This window comes from Citrobacter sp. Cpo045 (assembly GCF_030332875.1).
Lineage (GTDB): Bacteria > Pseudomonadota > Gammaproteobacteria > Enterobacterales > Enterobacteriaceae > Citrobacter > Citrobacter portucalensis.
The window spans coordinates 605505-624061 of the sequence record NZ_JAOWGZ010000096.1 but is presented as its reverse complement, the minus strand read 5'-3'; the positions used below and the strand labels follow the sequence as shown (position 1 = coordinate 624061).

Below are 18557 nucleotides of genomic sequence, written 5' to 3'. Positions count from 1 at the left end.
CGCATTTCAGGCAAATAACTAACGTGATCGTAAAAACTATCGCTGTGGCTGCGCTAATGTACGGGGCGGGTGCTTTTGCAGCACATGCTTCCATTCAGGTGGGTTTTTCACCGGAAGGGTCGGCTCGGGCTTTAGTGCTGGATTCAATTAACCATGCGCAGCACAGCATCGATATGATGGCTTATTCATTTCAGTCTGCAGATATTGTTCAGGCCCTGGTAAACGCTGAAAAGAGAGGCGTAGTGGTTCGGGCTGTTATCGATAAGAAACGTAACCAGGGCAAGGTTAGCCAGAAGGCCATCGCGTTTGCTGCCGCGAATGGGGTTGATGTGCAACTGGATGGTCACTACCACATCCAGCATGACAAGGTAATGATTATTGATGGCGACACGCTGGAAACCGGTTCGTTCAACTTTGCTAAATCCGCAGAATTTGCCAACTCTGAAAATGTGTTAGTTATTCGTGACGAACCTGCCGTTGTTGCGCAGTATCAGGCCCATTTTGACAGCCGTTGGAAAATCGCGCACCAGAGCGGTTAAATGCTTCACAACGCCGTTGATTTAAATGTGATGTTATATTATAACATTTCACTCGCAAATGATTTGAGGGTGAAATTTTGGCTATTCGTTTTAAAAAACAGACAATCGCTCTGGGGATGCTTTTAGTCAGTAGTTCGGTTCTGGCGCATGGTCATCATTCCCATGGTGCGCCAATGAGTGAAGCAGAACAAAAGGCGTCGGAAGGGGTATTTGATGATAACCAGGTGCAGAACAGGGCGCTGACCGACTGGGATGGCATGTGGCAATCTGTTTATCCGTATCTGGTCAGCGGCGAACTTGACCCAGTATTCAAAAAGAAAGCGGAGAAAGATAAAAGCAAAACGGCAGAACAAATCAAAGCGTATTACCGTACAGGCTATGCAACCAACGTAGACACTATCGGTATTGAAAATGGCGTGATGGAGTTTCATACCGGGAATCAGGTTGCATCATGTAAATACGACTACGCCGGATATAAGATCCTGAATTATAAATCAGGCAAGAAAGGTGTACGGTATCTGTTTGAGTGTAAAGCTGCTGACAGCAAAGCGCCTAAATATGTGCAATTTAGCGATCATATTATCGCGCCGCGTAAATCGAGCCACTTCCATATCTTTATGGGAAATACCTCGCAGGCAGCCTTGCTTGAAGAGATGGAAAACTGGCCTACCTACTACCCTTATCAGTTGAAGGGAGAAGAGGTTGTGGATGAGATGCTGCACCATTAATCCGGGCTAACCTTATCTGTACACACCCGTCACCAGTGGCGGGTTTTTTAATTCATAACCTTCTCTTTCCATCACCCGATGCATTCGTTAGCATATTGTATCGCAGCAAGTGCATGTGTTTTTTCAGGAAGAGGTTAACGTGTTCGCAGAGTATGGAGTTCTGAATTACTGGACGTATCTGGTGGGAGCCATTTTTATCGTGTTGGTACCGGGGCCAAATACGATATTTGTGTTGAAGAACAGCGTCGGTCGGGGAGTGAAGGGTGGTTATCTCGCCGCAAGTGGTGTGTTTATCGGTGATGCCGTGTTGATGTTTTTGGCCTATGCCGGTGTTGCCGCATTGATCAAAACAACGCCCGTTTTGTTCAACATCGTTCGCTATCTTGGCGCGTTTTATCTGCTGTACCTCGGTGCGAAGATCCTGTATGCGACACTGAAATCGAAAGCAAGCGACTCCGCACCTGAGGAAGTCCCGTTTGGCGCTATTTTTAAGCGAGCATTAATTCTGAGCCTGACGAATCCCAAAGCTATTTTGTTTTATGTTTCGTTCTTTGTGCAGTTTATTGATGTCAATGCACCGCACTCAGGGCTGTCATTCTTTATTTTGGCCATTACGCTTGAAGTAGTGAGCTTTTTCTATCTGAGCTTCCTTATTTTCTCCGGCGCGTTCGTGACACAGTATATTCGCACGAAGAAAAAACTGGCCAAAGTGGGTAATTCCCTAATCGGCCTGATTTTCGTTGGTTTTGCCGCTCGTCTGGCCACGCTTCAGTCGTGATGCTATCGGCCCGCTGGTTGCGGCGGGCCTTCAATATGACGCTTTGCTTTTCATTTATAATTGTAGGGTTATAACCAATAAATGGTATTTTAAATGTATATTTTGAGGCGTACCCTGTGTACAGCAGCGATTCAATAAGACTCGCTGGTTGTCGACTGGAAAAGGGAAGAAAAATGCTTCAAATTCCACAGAATCATATCCATACACGCTCTACACCATTCTGGAACAAAGAAACTGCGCCTGCCGGAATTTTCGAACGCCACCTTGATAAAGGAACTCGTGCCGGGGTTTATCCACGACTTTCTGTTATGCAGGGGGCGGTCAAATATCTCGGATACGCCGATGAACACAGTCCGGAGCCAGTAGAGGTGATGGTTATTGAAGCCGGTCAGTTTGGCGTTTTTCCGCCGGAAAAATGGCATAACATCGAAGTGATGACCGACGACACTTACTTTAATATCGATTTTTTCGTTGCACCGGAAGTTCTGATGGAGAGTGCAAATCAACGAAAAGTCGTGCGCACCGGCAAGGAGTAAATCATGGGCAAAGCAACCTATACCGTAACCGTGACCAATAACAGTAACGGTGTTTCTGTTGATTATGAAACAGAAGCGCCGATGACATTACTGGTGCCGGATGTGGCAGCAGAAGTGGTCAAAGACTTGGTCAATACCGTTCGTTCGTACGATACCGAGAATGAGCATGAAGTCTGCGGATGGTAGGCGTTAAATACTCTTACTGATTGAATACACAGAATTTTAATGTACTAACCGCACAGCGTTTTGACGGCGCCGTGCGGTTTTTTTATTTGTGTTGAACGTAGTGATGTCCGAAAAAAGATTCCTTAAGAATACCTTAAGAGATTCGCATTGAATGCTAATTGTCGATCATTCACAGGAGTTATGATCGCAAAACAGTAACAATACAGAACATCGCGCTTATGAAACTGAATACCCAAATTACATTCCCCACACTTATTCTAGGACTGGTCATTGTGGCGATCCCGTTCACCGCGAACTGGAATCTTCCGCTGCTTAACGGCACTGTCGTCAGATGGATCGAAAATGGGCAGGCGCTATGGCTACTGTTTGGTGCCGTATTTACCCTTGGCTATATCCGGCCTTTATCACGCCCTGAAGGCGAGAAGCAATTTTGGCTTTGGGCAGCCGTGTGGTGGTTGGTATTGCTGGGGAGAAGCACCAGTTGGGGCCGTGACTATTTCCCGGAGCAGCCTAAACTTCTGTTCAGAGCTATCTCTGTTGTAATGATTTCCATGATTATTCTGCCGGTGCTGTTGTCGAAGCGCTTACGCCTGGATATTGTCCGACGCGTGCGTAATGAACCGCTACCGCTCTGGCTGCTGGCGATCACCGCCTGCGCATTTTTGATTTCCGATACGGTAGAGCATCATCGTCTGCTGGCTCCCATCTTCCTGCACAATGTCCAATATGGCGATATGATTGAAGAATTGTACGAACTGCCGTTTATGGCTGGCCTGTTTCTGATGAACCTCGGTTTTATGCAGCGGGATATGCAGGAGGAATCTTCCTCCATCCGCTTCAGTGAACCACACCTGGTAAAGTAATGAGATAAAACCTGAGTCTGGGTATCCAGACTCAGGTGGCGAGGGTGGGGAATTACGCAATGGCCTCACATAAGCGTGATTTCATGTCGCTATACGATTGAGCGGCATACTTTTCAGCCCATCTCTGATCGCTAATGTGCTCGATATTTACGGCACAATATTTGGTTTCCGGCGTTTTCGAGATTGGATCGAGGTTATCCTGGGTCAACTCGTTGCATGCACCAATCCACCATTGATAGGTCATATACACCGTTCCGGAATTGATACGCTCGGATACATCCGCACGGCTGATGACCTTACCCCGACGCGAGCTGACCCACACCAGATCACGATGACGGATACCCAGTTTTTCGGCATCATGGGTATTGATTTGCACATATCCTGGTTCATCAGCCAACGCTTGTAACGCTGCGCAGTTACCGGTCATCGAGCGACAGGAGTAATGCCCAACTTCACGCACGGTACACAACACCAGCGGATAATTGTCATCCGGAACTTCTGCGGGCGCTCGCCACGGTGCGGCAAACAGTTTGCCTTTGCCGTTGGCGGTATCAAACTGGCTGTGCGCGTAAAGGTACGGCGTACCAGGACTATCGAGATCGGGGCACGGCCACTGAACATGCCCCATTTCCCCCATTTTCTCATAGGTCACGCCGTAGAACAGCGGGCACAGCTCGCGCATTTCATCCCAGATTTGTTGGTTATTTTGATACTGCATCGGATAGCCCATTTCGCTGGCCAGCAGGCTGATAATCTCCCAGTCACGCTTTACATCACCGGTGGGTTCAATCGCTTTCTCAAAACGCTGGAAGCCACGATCGGCGCAGGTAAAGACACCGCCATGTTCGCCCCATGAGGTGGCCGGCAGGAGGACGTCGGCCATTTCCGCTGTCTTAGTCATGAAGATATCCTGCACGACGATAAAATCGAGCGCGTTAAACCCTTCGCGGACCAGGCCCAGATCGGCTTCAGTTTGCAGCGGATCCTCTCCCATGATGTAGTAGGCTTTTATTTTGCCTTCGAGAGCCAGATGTGGAACTTCAGTGATGCGCGTTCCAACCTTGTCATCCATCTGATTAACGTCAATGCCCCATGCGCTGGCGAATTTTTCCCTGACGGCGGAATCGGTCACATCCTGATACCCCGGGAACTGGTTAGGTAGTACCCCCATATCGCACGCACCCTGCACGTTATTTTGCCCGCGCACCGGACCAACGCCGACGTTAGGGCGACCCAGATTCCCGGTCAACAACGCCAGGCTCGACAAACCGCGAACCACATCAACGGCCTGACCAAACTGGGTGACGCCCATCCCCCACATTACGGTTGCCGATGGTGCTGCGGCAAATGTACGCATTGCCTGACGAACCTGCTGTGCGGGAACGCCGGTCAAATGTTCAACGGCTTCAGGCGCATAGTCCTTAACGGTTTCCCAGTATGTTTCCAGCCCTTCCGCATGCTTTTGCACATACTCGCGATCGTAGAGTTGCTCTTCGATAAGAACATGACCAAAGGCATTAACCAGCGCCATGTTGCAACCGTTTTTCAACTGCAAATGTTGGTCAGCAATACGGGCGGTTTCAATACGACGTGGGTCGCAGACAATGATTTTTGCGCCGTTCTGGCGAGCTTTAATTACCCGGCGGGCTACGATTGGGTGCGAGTCGGCGCAGTTATAACCAAAGATCAGCAGGCATTTTGAGTTTTCAATGTCGCTGATGGAATTGCTCATGGCGCCATTGCCTAACGTTTCTTGTAACCCGGCAACGGAAGGACCGTGACAGACGCGGGCGCAACAATCGACATTATTGGTATGAAGTACGCCACGTGCGAATTTTTGCATCACGTAGTTAGTTTCATTTCCGGTTCCCCGGGAGGAGCCGGTGGTCATGATGGCGCGAGGGCCATAGGTATTTTTGATTTCAGATAAGCGTTTTGCGGTGTAACGAATGGCTTCATCCCAGCTAACGGGCGTGAATTTGCCACCTTTTTCATAACGGATCATCGGGCGAGTCAGACGGGGAGTCAGGAGGCGTGTGTCGTTAAGAAAGTCCCAACCATAATAGCCTTTCAGGCATAACTGATTTTGGTTCGTTACACCCTCTGCGGCTTCGGCGCGGATGATTTTGTTATTTTCGACAACAAGCTTGAGCTTGCACCCGGCCCCACAGTATGGGCAAACACTGGTGATTTTTTTCATCAATAACAGACCTGTTAAATGCTGAAATAGCGCGAATTGTAGACGCAGCCGCGCGATAAGCACCGCGGACTACGATTTGTCGTATCGACGGGTTGTTTAAGCATAAAGTGTGCCAGAAGTGAAAACCCAGCAATAACGGGGCTGACGGCAAAAGAGTTAAGCATAATGACTGACGATTCGACATTAATGACGAGGAGCGGCAAAAATTTAGCCTGCCGGTCAGCAGTCATAACCTTATGAAACATCGGAAAAAGATGAAAATATGAAGTGATGACGATCACAAATTTTAATTTTTCAGCGCTATGCTATGCTTTTATACAACGAGTGAATCGTTAATTTAAAAACATAAGTGAGGAAAATTATGGGCATTATTTCATGGGTGGTTTTCGGTCTTATCGCTGGGATTTTGGCAAAATGGATTATGCCGGGTAAAGATGGCGGCGGATTCTTTATGACCATTATCTTAGGGGTTGTCGGTGCGGTAGTGGGTGGCTGGATCAGTACCTTCTTTGGTTTTGGTAAAGTTGATGGTTTCAACTTCGGCAGTTTCGTCGTAGCGGTTATCGGTGCGATTGTGGTGTTGTTTATCTACAGAAAAATCAAAAGCTAAGTAAACATACAGACAATAGGGGCCACTGAGAAGTGGCCTTTATTTTGGTTACCACCACCCCAGTTCCGTGCCCAGAACCACGATGATCGCCACGCCAATCATAATAATCGTTGTTTTTTTCATCGTTATGCTCCCGGCGCAGCGTAGCCGCCAATAAAAAACCAGGATAAGAAAACGACAGCGGAAATGAAAATAATGACAGGGAAAATAATACCGAGTCGCATACGATTATCTACCAGAGTTATTTAAAGACGATCCAGCATAGCAGGGCTTAATGTACGACAAAAGGGGTTTTATCCTGACGCTTTTTATCCTGATACATTGCGCTGTCTGCAAGATGAAGCGCACAGTTTACATCAGTCTCCAGCGGATCAATTTCCACCACACCCAGGCTGGCACCAGGATAAAACAGATGAATGTCACCCAGGTGGTAGTCACCGCAAATCTGCTGTTGCAGCTGATTTTTCACCTGCTGCAGACGCATAAGCTGATCAAGTTCATCTTCCGCTGACAGGCGAACGACTAAAAATTCGTCGCCGCCCAGTCGACCGAGAATGTCATTATCACTACATTCACGGAGCAGGCGCTGCCCAATCTGGATCAGGAACTGGTCACCAACCTCATGACCAAAACGGTCATTAATCAGTTTAAAATCATCCAAATCAATATATGCAACGACGACCTTCTGCCGAAGATGTCGGGCAAGCGAAAATAGGGTTTCAACATTTTCAAAAATCGAGCGCCGGTTCGGTAACCCGGTCAGCGCATCGGTGTAGGAATGAGCAATCAGCGCGGCGTTAGCTTCGCGTAACTGAGCGACCAGCGACTCTTTTTGAATCGACTGGGCGATCAGACCGGCAAACAGATGTAATACTTGTTCTCCACGTTGGCTCAATGCCTGCTGCTGGCGACTGGTAGCGCAGAGCGTTCCGTAAAACGTTCCGTCGGGAAGATGAACGGGAGTGCTCAGAAAGGTGGTGATGTCCAGTGCGCGAGCGGCGGTACATTCCGGCCAGCGTGCGGGCACGTTGTCACTGTACAGACAGTTTTCCTCAATAGCGCGTTTGCACAGCGTTTCATCCCACGGCACGGATAGCCCTTCGGGGATCTGCATTTGGCGGCTATTACGCGCATACAGAATATGCTGCAGACGGGCATCCAGATCGACCTTGGTCAGGTAGGTCGATTCCATCTCAGTCACCATCTCCAGCATCTCCAGAAGTTGCCGAACCAGACTTTCAACAGACTGCTCCGTGGCTAAGGATTGTGAGACTCTGGCAAGGATCATGTCCGACATGAGATGTAAATGCTCCTGAGTAATGACTGGGCTGACGTTGCCCGCATGATAGAACATCAAGGTGAAAGATGAAACACGCCATCCAGCTCAGAATGTAAACATAAAATGGATGGCTGGCAGGAAAACATGGAGATAGATGGAAAGTCGGGGTAACCTGCCAGGATAAGGTTTTTAACAGGAGTAAATATGAAACTGGCATCTATTGTTTTGCCCGGCTTGCTGGTGCTGGCGGGGTGTACCACGGAACCGGAAGCGCCTGTGCCACCGAAAGTTGGCATGGCGAATCCAGCATCGGTGTATTGCGAACAAAAGGGCGGCTCGTTGATTGCGGTGCAGACTCCGCAAGGTGTTAAGTCTGACTGCAAACTACCCAACGGGGAAGTGATTGATGAATGGTCACTCTGGCGTAGAGATCATCCGGCAACGGCCAAGTAATACGCGGTCAGCATTGACGTAGCCACTCAGCGAGCACCAGCGCGTGGTTTTGCTGGGTATTCTTCGCCGCATACAGTAGCGTTAAGGTTTGCTGCTGGGCAATCTCTGCGAGGCGCTTTCCTTCCTGCTGCTGTTGGGCCAGCTCTGCGCGATATTGCTCGGAAAAGTTTGAAAAATCGATCAGTTCTGCGTGGAATGCTTTGCGCAATTCAGAAGATGGCGTCAGCGTTTTATTCCATTCGTTGAAAGTAAGGTCAGTCTTTTTTATTCCGCGTGGCCACAACCGGTCGACCAACACGCGATAACCATCGCTTTTTTCTGCCGGGTCATACACGCGTTTACACTGAATCTTCATCTCTTCATCCGCTCCTTTCAGCTACCGCTCAGGTATTGCTCATCAACTTTATTACGGTTAAATAAGATCGTAAAACGTGACCATTATAGCATTTTGCCCACCCTGACTCCCAATTTAAGGGATTGTGATACCACTAAAAAGTCGGTAGGCTGAGGCTCCTTATGCTGTCCCTTATTGTCAGGACACAAGGAAAGCTTAATGGAAATTTCCCCAATTAAAGATACGCTTCGCATTGCGCTGGTGGGCGATTACAGCCCCGATATTGTGGCGCACCAGGCTATTCCCCTTGCTATCGATGATGCTGCCGCCGTCCTGGAATTGGTGGCTGATTATGACTGGCTAACTACATCTGATATCAACAGCAGTGAGGACTTGATTGGCTATGATGCCATCTGGGTCGTTCCAGGCAGTCCATATCGCCATCTTGAAGGGGCGCTGATAGCGATACGCTACGCGCGTGAAAACAGCATCCCGTTCCTGGGGACCTGCGGCGGCTTTCAACATGCAATTCTGGAGTACGCCCGCAACGTGCTGGGTTGGCGCGACGCCGCCCACGCCGAGACTGACACCACGGGTCGGATGGTGATAGCACCATTGACCTGCTCGCTGGTAGAAAAAACGGATGATATTGAGCTGCGGGCCAATACGCTGATTGCCAAAGCCTACGGGCGGGATGTTATCACCGAGGGATATCACTGCAACTATGGCGTATCGGAGGATTTTGCCGCCGAGCTTGAAAGCGGCGATCTTCGGGTGACCGGTTGGGATGAGGCTGGTGATATTCGTGCCATTGAGCTGGTGACGCATCCATTTTATGTTGGCACGCTCTTTCAGCATGAACGCGGAGCGCTGGCGGGAAAACCCGTGCCGTTAGTTCAGGCGATGCTGCGCGCCGCGCGCGGATAAAAAAACGGGCAGGTTGTTCACGAACCTGCCCTGTGCATTATGCGCTCGCGATCTCCCGATTGCGCCCCGCGCACAAACCAAATGCCGCCATCAGCATCGCTAACACGGCGACCCCGCCAAGAGGAATCAGCCAGCTATCGTTGAGGTCGTGAATTTTCCCCATCAGCGGTGGCCCGCAGGCGGCCAGTAAATACCCAACAGATTGTGCCATGCCGGACAGGGCTGCAGCCTGATGCGCTGAGCTTGCGCGCAGGCCAATAAAGGTCAAGCCGAGGATCATCGTCGCGCCCGAGCCAAAGCCAAACAGGATGGTCCATAGCAATGCCTGGTCGGGCATTATGGCGAATCCCGCCGCGCCGACGGCGCACATTAATGAAACCAGAGCGGCGATGGCGCGCTGATCCTTAAATCTGTTCAGGACGAGAGGAATCAATAATCCCGGCGCGGCGGTCGCCAGCTGCAGTAAACCATGCAGCGAACCGGCCTGCGCCTCGCTGTAGCCGTGGCTGATCAAAATGGCGGGCAACCAGCCGATGATGACGTAGTAGATAAGCGAATTGATCCCCAGAAACAGCGTCACCTGCCAGGCGAGGCTGGAGCGCCAGATCGCGCGGGAATGCAGAGCGCGTGAGTTGCTCAAGCTGGCATTGGCCGTCTAGCGGCATTGGGGTAACCAGATAATCAGTGCCAGCAGCGGAAAGGCCATCAGTACCATCAGCGCGCCGCGCCAGCCAAACCCGTTCAACGCCAGCGGTACCACAATGGCGGAACCCAGTGCCGCTGCTGCGCCCATGGTCAGCGAGTATGCGCCAGTGAGTTTCGCCACATGCTGAGCAAAATCACGCTTAATCAGTCCGGGTAAAAGCACATTTCCCAATGCGATTCCGCAACCAATGATAGCGGTGCCGCTAAACAGGAACCCTGGTGAGGGCAGCGAACGTATCGCAATACCCGCGCAAATGAGTAGCATAGCGACAAACAGGCTGCGTTCGATACCCCAACGGCGCGCAACGGCGGCAGCCAGAGGTGAAACCAGTGCGAAAGCCAGCAGTGGCAGGGTGGTCAGAAGCCCCGTCTGGGCGGTGCTCAGACCGTAGTCGGCGCGAATTGCATCCAGCAACGGGGCTGCACCGGTAAAGGTGACGCGCAATGTGGTGGCAATCATCAGGATCCCCGCGATCAGCAACGCTGCGTTCTTGCCACGGGAGGAAGGTGTATTTGTCATTTTTTTCTCATATCGTCAGGCGAGGCGATACCTTAGCGTTTTTACTCAATGGATGAATCAAGCTAAAATGACAGTTTATCGCTTAAATCGGACATTTTTATGTTAGGACTGAGGCTGGATGGATACGAACCCGATCTTCACCACGATGCAGCGGTGGCGTTTTGTATTCAGGCCCGGGAAGATGAACTTTTCAGTCCGCTGCATCAGCACCGTAAAGGCCAGTTGATTCTGGCGCTGCATGGCGCGATCACCTGTGAGGTTGAGAATGCTATGTGGATGGTGCCCCCGCAATATGCGGTGTGGATCCCCGGTGAAATTCCACACAGCAACCACGTTACCGTTGGCGCACAATTGTGCTTTTTGTTTATTGAGCCGCAGGCCGTCGTGATGCCCGATCGTTGCTGCACGCTGAAAATTGCTCCGTTGTGCCGGGAGCTTATTCTGGCGCTGGCATCCAAAACGGATGCCCAACGGCTGGAGCCGGCAACCCAGCGGCTGACGCAAGTGTTGTTTGATGAACTGCCGCAGCAACCCCAGGAGCAAATGCAGTTGCCGGTTTCCGATCACCCGAAAATTCGCAGAATGGTCGCAACGATGGCGAGAGAGCCTGCACAATGGCAGACGTTGGGGCAATGGGCCAGCGTATTTGCGATGAGTGAACGTAACCTTGCTCGCCTGGTCGTCAAAGAAACGGGGTTGAGTTTTCGCCGCTGGCGTCACCAGCTCCAGCTGATTCTGGCGCTGCAGGCGTTAATTGATGGTCGCAATGTACAACAGGTCGCGCAAATGCTCGGGTACGATTCGACCACGGCATTTATCACTATGTTCAAAAAAGGCCTGGGACAGACACCAGGCCGTTATCTGAACGGGCTGGCTACTGCTTCCCAACAATCAATGAGACCAGACCTGCCGCAATAAGCGGCCCCACTGGCACACCGCGAAACAGCGCCACGCCCAGTACCGTGCCCACCAGTAAACCAGCAACAAGCTGAGGCTGGCTACCCATTAGCGTAACGCCGCGTCCGCCAAGCCAGGAGACAAATACCCCAACGGCAATAGCAACCAGTGATTTCCAGTTCACAAAGGAGTGGATGAGCGTGGAGGGCGGTAGCGTTCCGCTGGCGATCGGCGCCATGACGCCAATGGTCAGAATTATAATCCCGACGGTCAGGCCCTGTTTTTCAATCCAGGGAAAGAAGGTATTCAGTGGGGTAACACGGACTATTATCAGCACCAGAATTGAAACAGCGACAGTGGTGTTGTGGCTGACAAAGCCCAGAGCTGCCAATCCGAGCAGGATCAGCAGAGTGACATCAAACATCGTAGTTTCCTTGCCAAAAGAAAAAATAAGCCTGCTTACTGTACGCGTAAATGCGTGACCGAACAGGCTTTTTTTAATGATTATGATTTTTTTGGGCTAACGCACGAAGCGATGTTTTTTACTGCTAACTTGTGCAGTTATTGTTCTCTGCGGAACGGGATTAATTCCGGTTGTGCGATGCGCAGGTAATCTGCGGTATCCATGATCACGGATTTTTCCAGCATTCCGGCATTGAACGCAATTTCATTAAAACGCTCAAACAACAGCGGGTCGGCGACCAGCTTGAGGTTCGGATGAAAACTGAACGGTGGGATAGCGCCAAATACGCAGCCAGTCAGTTCATCTACCTCCGCCGGGCTGGCAAGTGACGCTCTCAACCCGCCAATATGGCTGGCCAACAGGCTCAGGTCGGCCTGCTGATCGGCAGAGAGGATCGCCAGAACATGCTGATTGACGCCGTTGCCTTTTACTTTGCAGACCAGCGCTTTTGCACCCTGACCCAGTGCGGTACCGCGAATTTCAGAGACAGCTTCACATTTGCCTACGGCTTCATGGCTGACTACGCGGTAGGTCGCACCGTGTTCTGACAACAGGGAGATTAAACGCTGGTGCGTTGCGTTACCTTTGTTTACTTCCGTCATGACTTACTCCTGGTACAACAATGAAAATCCTGTCAGAAAAATAATTACGCATCGGTGCGTTTTTTCTGTTTGTTCAGGTAGAGCTGTGCATCAGATGCTTTGTAGGCATCATCAATGGTGTCGTTTGGCTGCATATTATAAATCCCGACAGAGAAGCTGATTGATCTATCTTGCGCAATAATTTGTAAGTTATAGCGAATCCTCTCCAGCAGGCGGGGCGTTAATTCACTGGGGTGATCGATGAGGATAATGCAAAACTCATCGCCGCCGAGGCGGATGGCATAGTCGCTTTTGCGAATGGACGTTTGAATAGCTTTGGCCAAAATGGTGATAATGCGATCGCCTTCCTTATGCCCCAACGTATCATTAATAACTTTTAGTTTGTCACAATCAATGGCGATAAAGGTCACGAGCGTTCCCGTGTTCACCAACTGTTGCAAACGCTGCTCAAGCGCTGGCGTTAAAATTTTACGGTTGTAGAGCCCTGTCATCGCATCACTGACATTTTCCCGTGTGACGTTGTGATACAAGCGAAAATGCGTTCTGACCATATTCAGCAGCAATATCGTTGCCAGTAGATAGAAGGCGAATATCTTCCAGGACGAGACAATAAAATACATAACATCAAGTGAGAGGGTGATACGTATACCGCCAGGTATGTCCTTCTCATAGTGAACATAGCGGAACAGATCGGTTTCACTTTTGTGAACGAGGATCTCTTTACCTGAACTGGTGTCAGAGACCGTTACGTTAAGATAACGCCAGACGAGAGGGCGGTCGCTGGTATAGAAAATATTCTGTAAATTCTCTTTATTAATATCCACCATCACCACGCCTTTTAGCTTATTGGCGTAGTAAACCGGTGTTAAAAAGCTCATCACCTTTTTCTCGGTCAGGTTATCTTCATAAATACTGGAGATCACCGTGCGGCCAGTAAAAATACCGTCAATATCATTCTGGTCGATTCCCAACGTACCTTTTTGCAAAAACGACCAGTTGTGTATCGCAAATTTCCGCGAGTCGATCACATCATAGAAATAAACGTAGTTATTTTTGAGATCGACGTAATATCGAAATTTATACTCCAGCGTCCCTAATCCCTGACCGTAATCTTTCTGCTGGCGATTAACATTGACCGCCCGGTCAAAAGAGGGCAGCAGAAAAATGTCATCAAGCTGTTCACTACATTTTGTTGAGGTGGTCTGCAACGTACCGTGTAATGGCAGATAGTTGCGCTTAGTGAGATTGAGCCCATGAGTGCCGTTAACGCTGTCGAAAGCGTTGCAAAGTACTTTTTGCTGTTCGAGAGAAGCAGGCCCCTGAGGGGACGAAAATGTGCGCATCAGATGGGCTGCGATGCTCTGATTTGTGTACTTATCATAGAGAAACGAGGAGTCGGCTTTCTCATTGATATAGCGCATGTACGCATTCATTGCTTTATCACTAGCAATGAGCTCATAAACCAAAAAAGAAGATGTCAAAACAATTACGCTGACGGAGATAAAGATCCTGAGCGCTTTATGATGCAATTTCATAATGATTTACAGCCCTGTAAGTCTGATACTTCAGTCTATCACACGGCATACATCCGCTCTAACGCTACGGGAAAGGACATTTTGAAATAAAAATCATTCGCGTACTTCACCTTTAACTCTTAATGCTGTATTTATAATGCAACTTATGGAAAGGAGACAGGCCAATGAGCGCGACTGAAAAAGCGGGTCATACATTTTTAGCCAGCCTGGGCAAAACCCGTCTGCGTCCGGGCGGCGTTGAAGCAACAGAATGGTTGTTTAGCCAGTCACAGCTGACGCCCGGCAGCCAGGTACTTGAAGTGGCGTGCAACATGGCCACGACGGCGATAGAGTTAGTTCAACGCTATGGCTGTACCGTATACGCCATTGATATGGATAAAACCGCACTGTCAAATGCAAGGAATAACGTAGCGGCAAATGGTCTGGAAAATCATATTCATGTGATGGCTGCTAACGCCAACACTCTTCCTTTTGCGGATAACAGTTTCGATGTTGTGATTAACGAAGCCATGCTGACAATGTATGCCGATAAAGCGAAGGCGAAGTTAATTGCCGAATATTATCGCGTGTTGAAGCCCGGTGGGCGTCTGCTCACCCACGATATTATGTTCACCGCCCAAAAACTGGGCGCGGGCGATCAGGGCCAGCTTGTCGATGTGGTGAAATCAAACGTTAGCCCAATGACCAGACAAGGCTGGCGTGATTTGTTTCTTAACTGCGGGTTCGAACAGGTCCTGCAGCAGAATGGCAACATGTCGCTGATGTCGCCGCGCGGATTAGTTCGTGATGAAGGGCTTACGGGGGCGGTAAAAATTGTGTTTAACGGCTTACGCACGAGCGAAAATCGTCGTCGTTTCCTGAAAATGTTTCGCTTCTTCCGTTCGCAACGTCATCAACTCAATTACATTGCCTGCTGCTCTGTAAAGGGAAAATAAAAAGGATAAACGGATGAATATTGATAAGATGAAAAAACAGCACCCGTAACAAATCAGCCAGAGAAGATAACCTCTGGCTGATTTGTTTAGGTGGTTAACTATTGCTGGTCGTACTTTGTTTATGAAACAGTTCGCGGAATACCGGATAAATATCATCCTGGTCGCGAATATGTTGCATCGCAAAGTTATCAAAAGTTGATTGCAGATGTTCGTATTCACGCCACAAGGTTTGGTGAGCGCGGCGAGTGATTTCGATATAGCTGTAATAGCGGACCACTGGCAGCAGTTTTTTCGCCAAAATCTCATGACACAGTGGTGAATCATCAGCCCAGTTATCACCGTCCGATGCCTGTGCAGCATAGATGTTCCACTGGGCAGGGTTGTAGCGCTCTTTCACCACTTCATCCATTAACTTCAGCGCACTGGAGACAATGGTTCCCCCGGTTTCCTGAGAGTAGAAGAACTCATGCTCATCCACTTCTTTCGCCTGGGTATGGTGGCGAATATAAACCACCTCCACGTTCTTATAGGTCCGGCTTAAGAACAGATACAGCAGGATATAAAAACGTTTAGCCATATCTTTGGTCGACTGATCCATTGAACCAGAAACGTCCATCAGGCAGAACATTACCGCCTGGCTGGAAGGGTCGGGGCGTTTTTCATAATTCTTGTAGCGTAAATCAAAGGTGTCGATAAATGGCACGCGTTCGATTTTTGCCCGTAGTTCGGCAATCTCTTTGCGTAACCGTTCCTCTTCCAGCAACTGTGCTGGTTCGCTTTTCGCGATGGTTTCCAGATCCGCTTCGAGAGCATGCAGTTCGCGACGCTTACCCGCTGTCATCGCCGTGCGGCGCGCCAGTGAGTTTTGCAGGGATCGCACCACGCTGATGTTGGCAGGCACACCGTTAGAGGTAAAACCTGCCCGGTGCGTTTTGTACTCCGTTAGCTGACGCTGCTGATTCTGCTTCAGGTTAGGAAGTGCTAAATCTTCGAACAACAGATCGAGATATTCATCTTTAGAGATCTGAAAGACGAACTCATCCTGACCCTCACCATCCTGGCTGGCCTGGCCTTGTCCGCTTCCTGAACCGCCACCGCCGCCCTGTGGGCGTTCAATGCGGTCATTCTGCACAAAATGGTCGTTACCCGGATGCACGCGATGGCGCAGGCCACCACGTCCCTGATGAAACATTGGTTCGCTAATATCATCAGTCGGAATAGAGACAGATTCGCCGCTATCCACATCAGTCACCGAACGCTTGTTAATGGCCTCGGAGATCGACTGTTTAATTTGCGATTTATAACGGCGTAAGAAGCGCTGGCGGTTTACCGTGCTCTTGTTTTTGCCGTTAAGACGCCGGTCAATAAACCAGGTCATAAGCCCCCCGTACTGCCAACTGTTCGCCATGTCTGTAAGTGCCGGATGGCGCTAGCGCTATCCGGCCTACGGAACATTGTTTTGCAAGCCCGGTAAGCGCATGCGCCACCGGGCACTTATGTTAAGACGATTTACGTACGCGCAAATACCATTCGCACAGTAAACGCACCTGTTTACGCGTGTAGCCTTTTTCCATCATACGGTCGACAAAATCGTCGTGTTTTTTCTGCTCGTCAGTCGAGGTTTTAGCATTGAACGAAATGACCGGCAGCAGCTCCTCGGTATTGGAGAACATTTTCTTCTCAATGACCGTGCGCAGTTTTTCGTAACTGGTCCAGTTTGGATTGCGACCGCTGTTATTCGCTCTGGCACGCAGAACAAAGTTGACGATCTCGTTACGAAAATCTTTCGGGTTACTGATACCCGCCGGTTTCTCAATTTTCTCCAGTTCTGAGTTCAGTGACTCGCGGTCAAACAGCTGACCGGTATCCGGGTCGCGATACTCCTGATCCTGAATCCAGAAATCCGCATAAGTGACATAACGGTCGAAAATGTTCTGTCCGTACTCGGAATAGGATTCGAGATAAGCCGTCTGGATCTCTTTGCCGATGAATTCAGCATATTTCGGGATCAAATAACCTTTCAGGAACTCAAGATAACGCTCAGCTTGTTCCTGCGGGAACTGTTCACGTTCGATTTGCTGCTCCAGTACGTAAAACAGATGTACCGGGTTAGCTGCCACTTCGGCATGGTCAAAGTTAAAGACGCGAGAGAGGATCTTAAACGCGAAACGCGTGGACAGACCGTTCATTCCCTCATCAACCCCGGCGTAATCCCGATACTCCTGATAGGATTTCGCTTTCGGATCGGTATCTTTCAGGCTTTCGCCATCGTAAACGCGCATCTTCGAGTAAATGCTCGAGTTCTCAGGTTCTTTCAGGCGAGAAAGAATGGTAAAGCGAGAGAGCGTTTCCAGTGTGCCCGGTGCGCAAGGCGCATGGGTCAGCTCACTGTGGTTAAGCAGTTTTTCGTAAATTTTGATCTCTTCAGAGATACGCAGGCAATAAGGCACTTTGACGATGTAAACACGGTCAAGGAACGCCTCATTGTTTTTGTTATTACGGAACGTTACCCATTCGGACTCGTTCGAGTGGGCAAGAATAATCCCGTTAAACGGCAGGGCAGAGATACCTTCTGTCCCGTTGTAGTTTCCTTCCTGGGTGGCGGTCAGCAGAGGATGCAGCACTTTAATCGGTGCTTTAAACATCTCAACGAACTCCATAATCCCCTGGTTTGAGCGGCACAGTGCACCCGAATAACCGTAGGCATCAGGATCGTTCTGGGCGTGGTGTTCGAGTTTACGAATATCCACTTTCCCGACCAGCGCAGAAATATCCTGGTTGTTTTCATCACCAGGCTCCGTTTTGGCGATTGCGATCTGCTCCAGAATAGACGGCCAGACTTTGACGACGCGGAATTTTGTAATGTCCCCGCCGAAATCGTGCAGACGTTTCGCAGCCCAGGGCGACATGATCGTACCGAGATAGCGACGCGGGATCCCATACTCTTTTTCCAGGATCTGCGCGTCTTCCTGCGGATTAAACAGGCATAACGGATGATCGTTGACCGGGCTACGTTCGCCATTGGCACTCAGGACATAAATCGGTACTCTCTGCATCAGCGACTTCAGTCGCTCAGCAAGAGATGATTTCCCCCCTCCCACAGGCCCCAGCAGATACAGGATCTGCTTCTTCTCTTCCAGACCCTGAGCCGCATGTTTCAAATAAGAAACAATTTGCTCAATGGCATCTTCCATGCCGTAAAACTCTTCAAAGGCGGGATAGCGTGCAATTACCCGATTCGAAAAGAGTCGAGAAAGTCGAGGTTCGTGGGCAGTGTCGACCATGACAGGCTCACCAATAGCCATTAATAGCCGCTCTGCCGCGTTGGCATAAGCACTGCGATCTTGCCGACAAGTGGTAAGAAACTCCTGCAGCGTGAACTCTTCGTCCTTGGCAGCTTCATAACGCTGGCGATAGTGATCGAATATATTCATGGTATGCCGTCCTTTCGTTTTTTAGCACATGTT

20 protein-coding genes and 2 pseudogenes are annotated in these 18557 nt (G+C 49.8%); 11 read left to right on the top strand and 11 right to left on the bottom strand.

Features of this window, described 5'->3' with window-relative positions; all coding sequences use genetic code 11:
• The first annotated feature begins 23 nt into the window (after positions 1–23).
• From OGY13_RS14655 to OGY13_RS14630, 6 genes are all read left to right on the top strand, one after another.
• Positions 24–539 (top strand): phospholipase D family nuclease, encoded by a 516-nt coding sequence (locus tag OGY13_RS14655; protein WP_003832425.1) that lies wholly within the window; start codon positions 24–26, stop codon positions 537–539.
• A gap of 77 nt (positions 540–616) precedes the next feature.
• Positions 617–1267 (top strand): metal-binding protein ZinT, encoded by a 651-nt coding sequence (gene zinT / locus OGY13_RS14650; RefSeq protein WP_153687137.1) that lies wholly within the window; start codon positions 617–619, stop codon positions 1265–1267.
• Positions 1268–1406: 139 nt separating this feature from the next.
• Positions 1407–2045 (top strand): leucine efflux protein LeuE, encoded by a 639-nt coding sequence (leuE, locus tag OGY13_RS14645; RefSeq protein WP_048216323.1) that lies wholly within the window; start codon positions 1407–1409, stop codon positions 2043–2045.
• 173 nt (positions 2046–2218) lie between these two features.
• Entirely contained in the window at positions 2219–2581 is a 363-nt protein-coding gene (gene yeaR, locus OGY13_RS14640; RefSeq protein ID WP_003030735.1) for a DUF1971 domain-containing protein YeaR, read from the top strand.
• 3 nt (positions 2582–2584) lie between these two features.
• Positions 2585–2767, top strand: coding sequence for a DUF1869 domain-containing protein (locus OGY13_RS14635; protein WP_003832433.1), 183 nt, complete (start codon positions 2585–2587; stop codon positions 2765–2767).
• 218 nt (positions 2768–2985) lie between these two features.
• Positions 2986–3630: a hypothetical protein gene (locus OGY13_RS14630; protein ID WP_213752531.1), complete on the top strand. Its 645-nt coding sequence runs from the start codon at positions 2986–2988 to the stop codon at positions 3628–3630.
• 52 nt (positions 3631–3682) lie between these two features.
• On the opposite strand, the gene fdhF is transcribed toward OGY13_RS14630, so the two are convergent.
• Positions 3683–5830 carry a formate dehydrogenase subunit alpha gene (fdhF, locus tag OGY13_RS14625; protein ID WP_111465761.1) on the bottom strand — a complete coding sequence of 716 codons (2148 nt, stop codon included), beginning with the start codon at positions 5828–5830 and terminating at the stop codon, positions 3683–3685.
• Between the two features lie 361 nt (positions 5831–6191).
• Between fdhF and OGY13_RS14620 the strand changes: the two genes are divergently transcribed.
• Complete coding sequence (locus tag OGY13_RS14620; RefSeq protein WP_003832440.1) at positions 6192–6440, top strand: GlsB/YeaQ/YmgE family stress response membrane protein; 249 nt, start codon at positions 6192–6194, stop codon at positions 6438–6440.
• A 48-nt stretch (positions 6441–6488) separates the two neighbouring features.
• Here the strand turns inward: OGY13_RS14620 and yoaJ are convergent, their stop codons facing one another.
• The 3 genes from yoaJ to OGY13_RS14605 are packed head-to-tail and all read right to left on the bottom strand — an operon-like array spanning position 6489 to position 7737.
• Positions 6489–6563, bottom strand: coding sequence for a protein YoaJ (gene yoaJ, locus OGY13_RS14615; RefSeq protein ID WP_095533175.1), 75 nt, complete (start codon positions 6561–6563; stop codon positions 6489–6491).
• Positions 6564–6565: 2 nt separating this feature from the next.
• Positions 6566–6664: a YoaK family small membrane protein gene (locus OGY13_RS14610; RefSeq protein WP_032941789.1), complete on the bottom strand. Its 99-nt coding sequence runs from the start codon at positions 6662–6664 to the stop codon at positions 6566–6568.
• Positions 6665–6711: 47 nt separating this feature from the next.
• Complete coding sequence (locus tag OGY13_RS14605) at positions 6712–7737, bottom strand: sensor domain-containing diguanylate cyclase (RefSeq protein ID WP_111465760.1); 1026 nt, start codon at positions 7735–7737, stop codon at positions 6712–6714.
• Between the two features lie 186 nt (positions 7738–7923).
• On the opposite strand from OGY13_RS14605, the gene OGY13_RS14600 reads away from it, so the two are divergent.
• Entirely contained in the window at positions 7924–8172 is a 249-nt protein-coding gene (locus OGY13_RS14600) for a putative hemolysin (RefSeq protein ID WP_048214378.1), read from the top strand.
• Positions 8173–8179: 7 nt separating this feature from the next.
• Here OGY13_RS14600 and OGY13_RS14595 read toward each other — a convergent pair whose 3' ends face one another.
• A complete protein-coding gene (locus tag OGY13_RS14595; protein ID WP_186413489.1) occupies positions 8180–8527 on the bottom strand; it encodes a DUF488 domain-containing protein in 348 nt (115 codons plus the stop codon).
• Positions 8528–8725: 198 nt separating this feature from the next.
• On the opposite strand from OGY13_RS14595, the gene OGY13_RS14590 reads away from it, so the two are divergent.
• Positions 8726–9433, top strand: a complete 708-nt coding sequence (locus tag OGY13_RS14590; protein ID WP_048214377.1) for a CTP synthase C-terminal region-related (seleno)protein — start codon at positions 8726–8728, stop codon at positions 9431–9433.
• 37 nt (positions 9434–9470) lie between these two features.
• Here OGY13_RS14590 and OGY13_RS14585 read toward each other — a convergent pair.
• A pseudogene (locus OGY13_RS14585) lies at positions 9471–10658 on the bottom strand (CynX/NimT family MFS transporter).
• Between the two features lie 99 nt (positions 10659–10757).
• Between OGY13_RS14585 and OGY13_RS14580 the strand changes: the two are divergent.
• Positions 10758–11556, top strand: a pseudogene (locus tag OGY13_RS14580) (AraC family transcriptional regulator).
• Here the strand turns inward: OGY13_RS14580 and OGY13_RS14575 are convergent.
• The 3 genes from OGY13_RS14575 to dgcJ all read right to left on the bottom strand — a co-directional run bounded on the left by OGY13_RS14575 (position 11533) and on the right by dgcJ (position 14155).
• On the bottom strand, positions 11533–11979 hold the full coding sequence (locus OGY13_RS14575) for a DUF441 domain-containing protein (protein WP_003832453.1): 447 nt from the start codon (positions 11977–11979) through the stop codon (positions 11533–11535). The pseudogene OGY13_RS14580 and the gene OGY13_RS14575 sit on opposite strands and share 24 nt — an antisense overlap.
• A 137-nt stretch (positions 11980–12116) precedes the next feature.
• Positions 12117–12620 (bottom strand): YbaK/prolyl-tRNA synthetase associated domain-containing protein, encoded by a 504-nt coding sequence (locus tag OGY13_RS14570; protein WP_032943105.1) that lies wholly within the window; start codon positions 12618–12620, stop codon positions 12117–12119.
• 44 nt (positions 12621–12664) lie between these two features.
• Positions 12665–14155 (bottom strand): diguanylate cyclase DgcJ, encoded by a 1491-nt coding sequence (gene dgcJ / locus OGY13_RS14565; RefSeq protein WP_008784517.1) that lies wholly within the window; start codon positions 14153–14155, stop codon positions 12665–12667.
• Between the two features lie 164 nt (positions 14156–14319).
• Between dgcJ and OGY13_RS14560 the strand changes: the two genes are divergently transcribed.
• On the top strand, positions 14320–15090 hold the full coding sequence (locus OGY13_RS14560) for a class I SAM-dependent methyltransferase (RefSeq protein ID WP_008784518.1): 771 nt from the start codon (positions 14320–14322) through the stop codon (positions 15088–15090).
• Between the two features lie 94 nt (positions 15091–15184).
• Here OGY13_RS14560 and OGY13_RS14555 read toward each other — a convergent pair whose 3' ends face one another.
• Positions 15185–16468 carry a YeaH/YhbH family protein gene (locus tag OGY13_RS14555; protein ID WP_008784519.1) on the bottom strand — a complete coding sequence of 428 codons (1284 nt, stop codon included), beginning with the start codon at positions 16466–16468 and terminating at the stop codon, positions 15185–15187.
• 121 nt (positions 16469–16589) lie between these two features.
• Positions 16590–18524 (bottom strand): protein kinase YeaG, encoded by a 1935-nt coding sequence (gene yeaG, locus OGY13_RS14550; RefSeq protein WP_003030707.1) that lies wholly within the window; start codon positions 18522–18524, stop codon positions 16590–16592.
• Between the last annotated feature and the right edge of the window lie 33 nt (positions 18525–18557).

Coding starts and splice junctions, on each gene's coding strand:
- yeaR (WP_003030735.1), top strand. CDS start 2,219: ATGCTTCAAATTCCACAGAATCATATCCATACACGCTCTACACCATTC.
- OGY13_RS14635 (WP_003832433.1), top strand. CDS start 2,585: ATGGGCAAAGCAACCTATACCGTAACCGTGACCAATAACAGTAACGGT.
- OGY13_RS14630 (WP_213752531.1), top strand. CDS start 2,986: ATGAAACTGAATACCCAAATTACATTCCCCACACTTATTCTAGGACTG.
- fdhF (WP_111465761.1), bottom strand. CDS start 5,830: ATGAAAAAAATCACCAGTGTTTGCCCATACTGTGGGGCCGGGTGCAAG.
- OGY13_RS14620 (WP_003832440.1), top strand. CDS start 6,192: ATGGGCATTATTTCATGGGTGGTTTTCGGTCTTATCGCTGGGATTTTG.
- OGY13_RS14610 (WP_032941789.1), bottom strand. CDS start 6,664: ATGCGACTCGGTATTATTTTCCCTGTCATTATTTTCATTTCCGCTGTC.
- OGY13_RS14605 (WP_111465760.1), bottom strand. CDS start 7,737: ATGTCGGACATGATCCTTGCCAGAGTCTCACAATCCTTAGCCACGGAG.
- OGY13_RS14600 (WP_048214378.1), top strand. CDS start 7,924: ATGAAACTGGCATCTATTGTTTTGCCCGGCTTGCTGGTGCTGGCGGGG.
- OGY13_RS14595 (WP_186413489.1), bottom strand. CDS start 8,527: ATGAAGATTCAGTGTAAACGCGTGTATGACCCGGCAGAAAAAAGCGAT.
- OGY13_RS14590 (WP_048214377.1), top strand. CDS start 8,726: ATGGAAATTTCCCCAATTAAAGATACGCTTCGCATTGCGCTGGTGGGC.
- OGY13_RS14575 (WP_003832453.1), bottom strand. CDS start 11,979: ATGTTTGATGTCACTCTGCTGATCCTGCTCGGATTGGCAGCTCTGGGC.
- OGY13_RS14570 (WP_032943105.1), bottom strand. CDS start 12,620: ATGACGGAAGTAAACAAAGGTAACGCAACGCACCAGCGTTTAATCTCC.
- dgcJ (WP_008784517.1), bottom strand. CDS start 14,155: ATGAAATTGCATCATAAAGCGCTCAGGATCTTTATCTCCGTCAGCGTA.
- OGY13_RS14560 (WP_008784518.1), top strand. CDS start 14,320: ATGAGCGCGACTGAAAAAGCGGGTCATACATTTTTAGCCAGCCTGGGC.
- OGY13_RS14555 (WP_008784519.1), bottom strand. CDS start 16,468: ATGACCTGGTTTATTGACCGGCGTCTTAACGGCAAAAACAAGAGCACG.
- yeaG (WP_003030707.1), bottom strand. CDS start 18,524: ATGAATATATTCGATCACTATCGCCAGCGTTATGAAGCTGCCAAGGAC.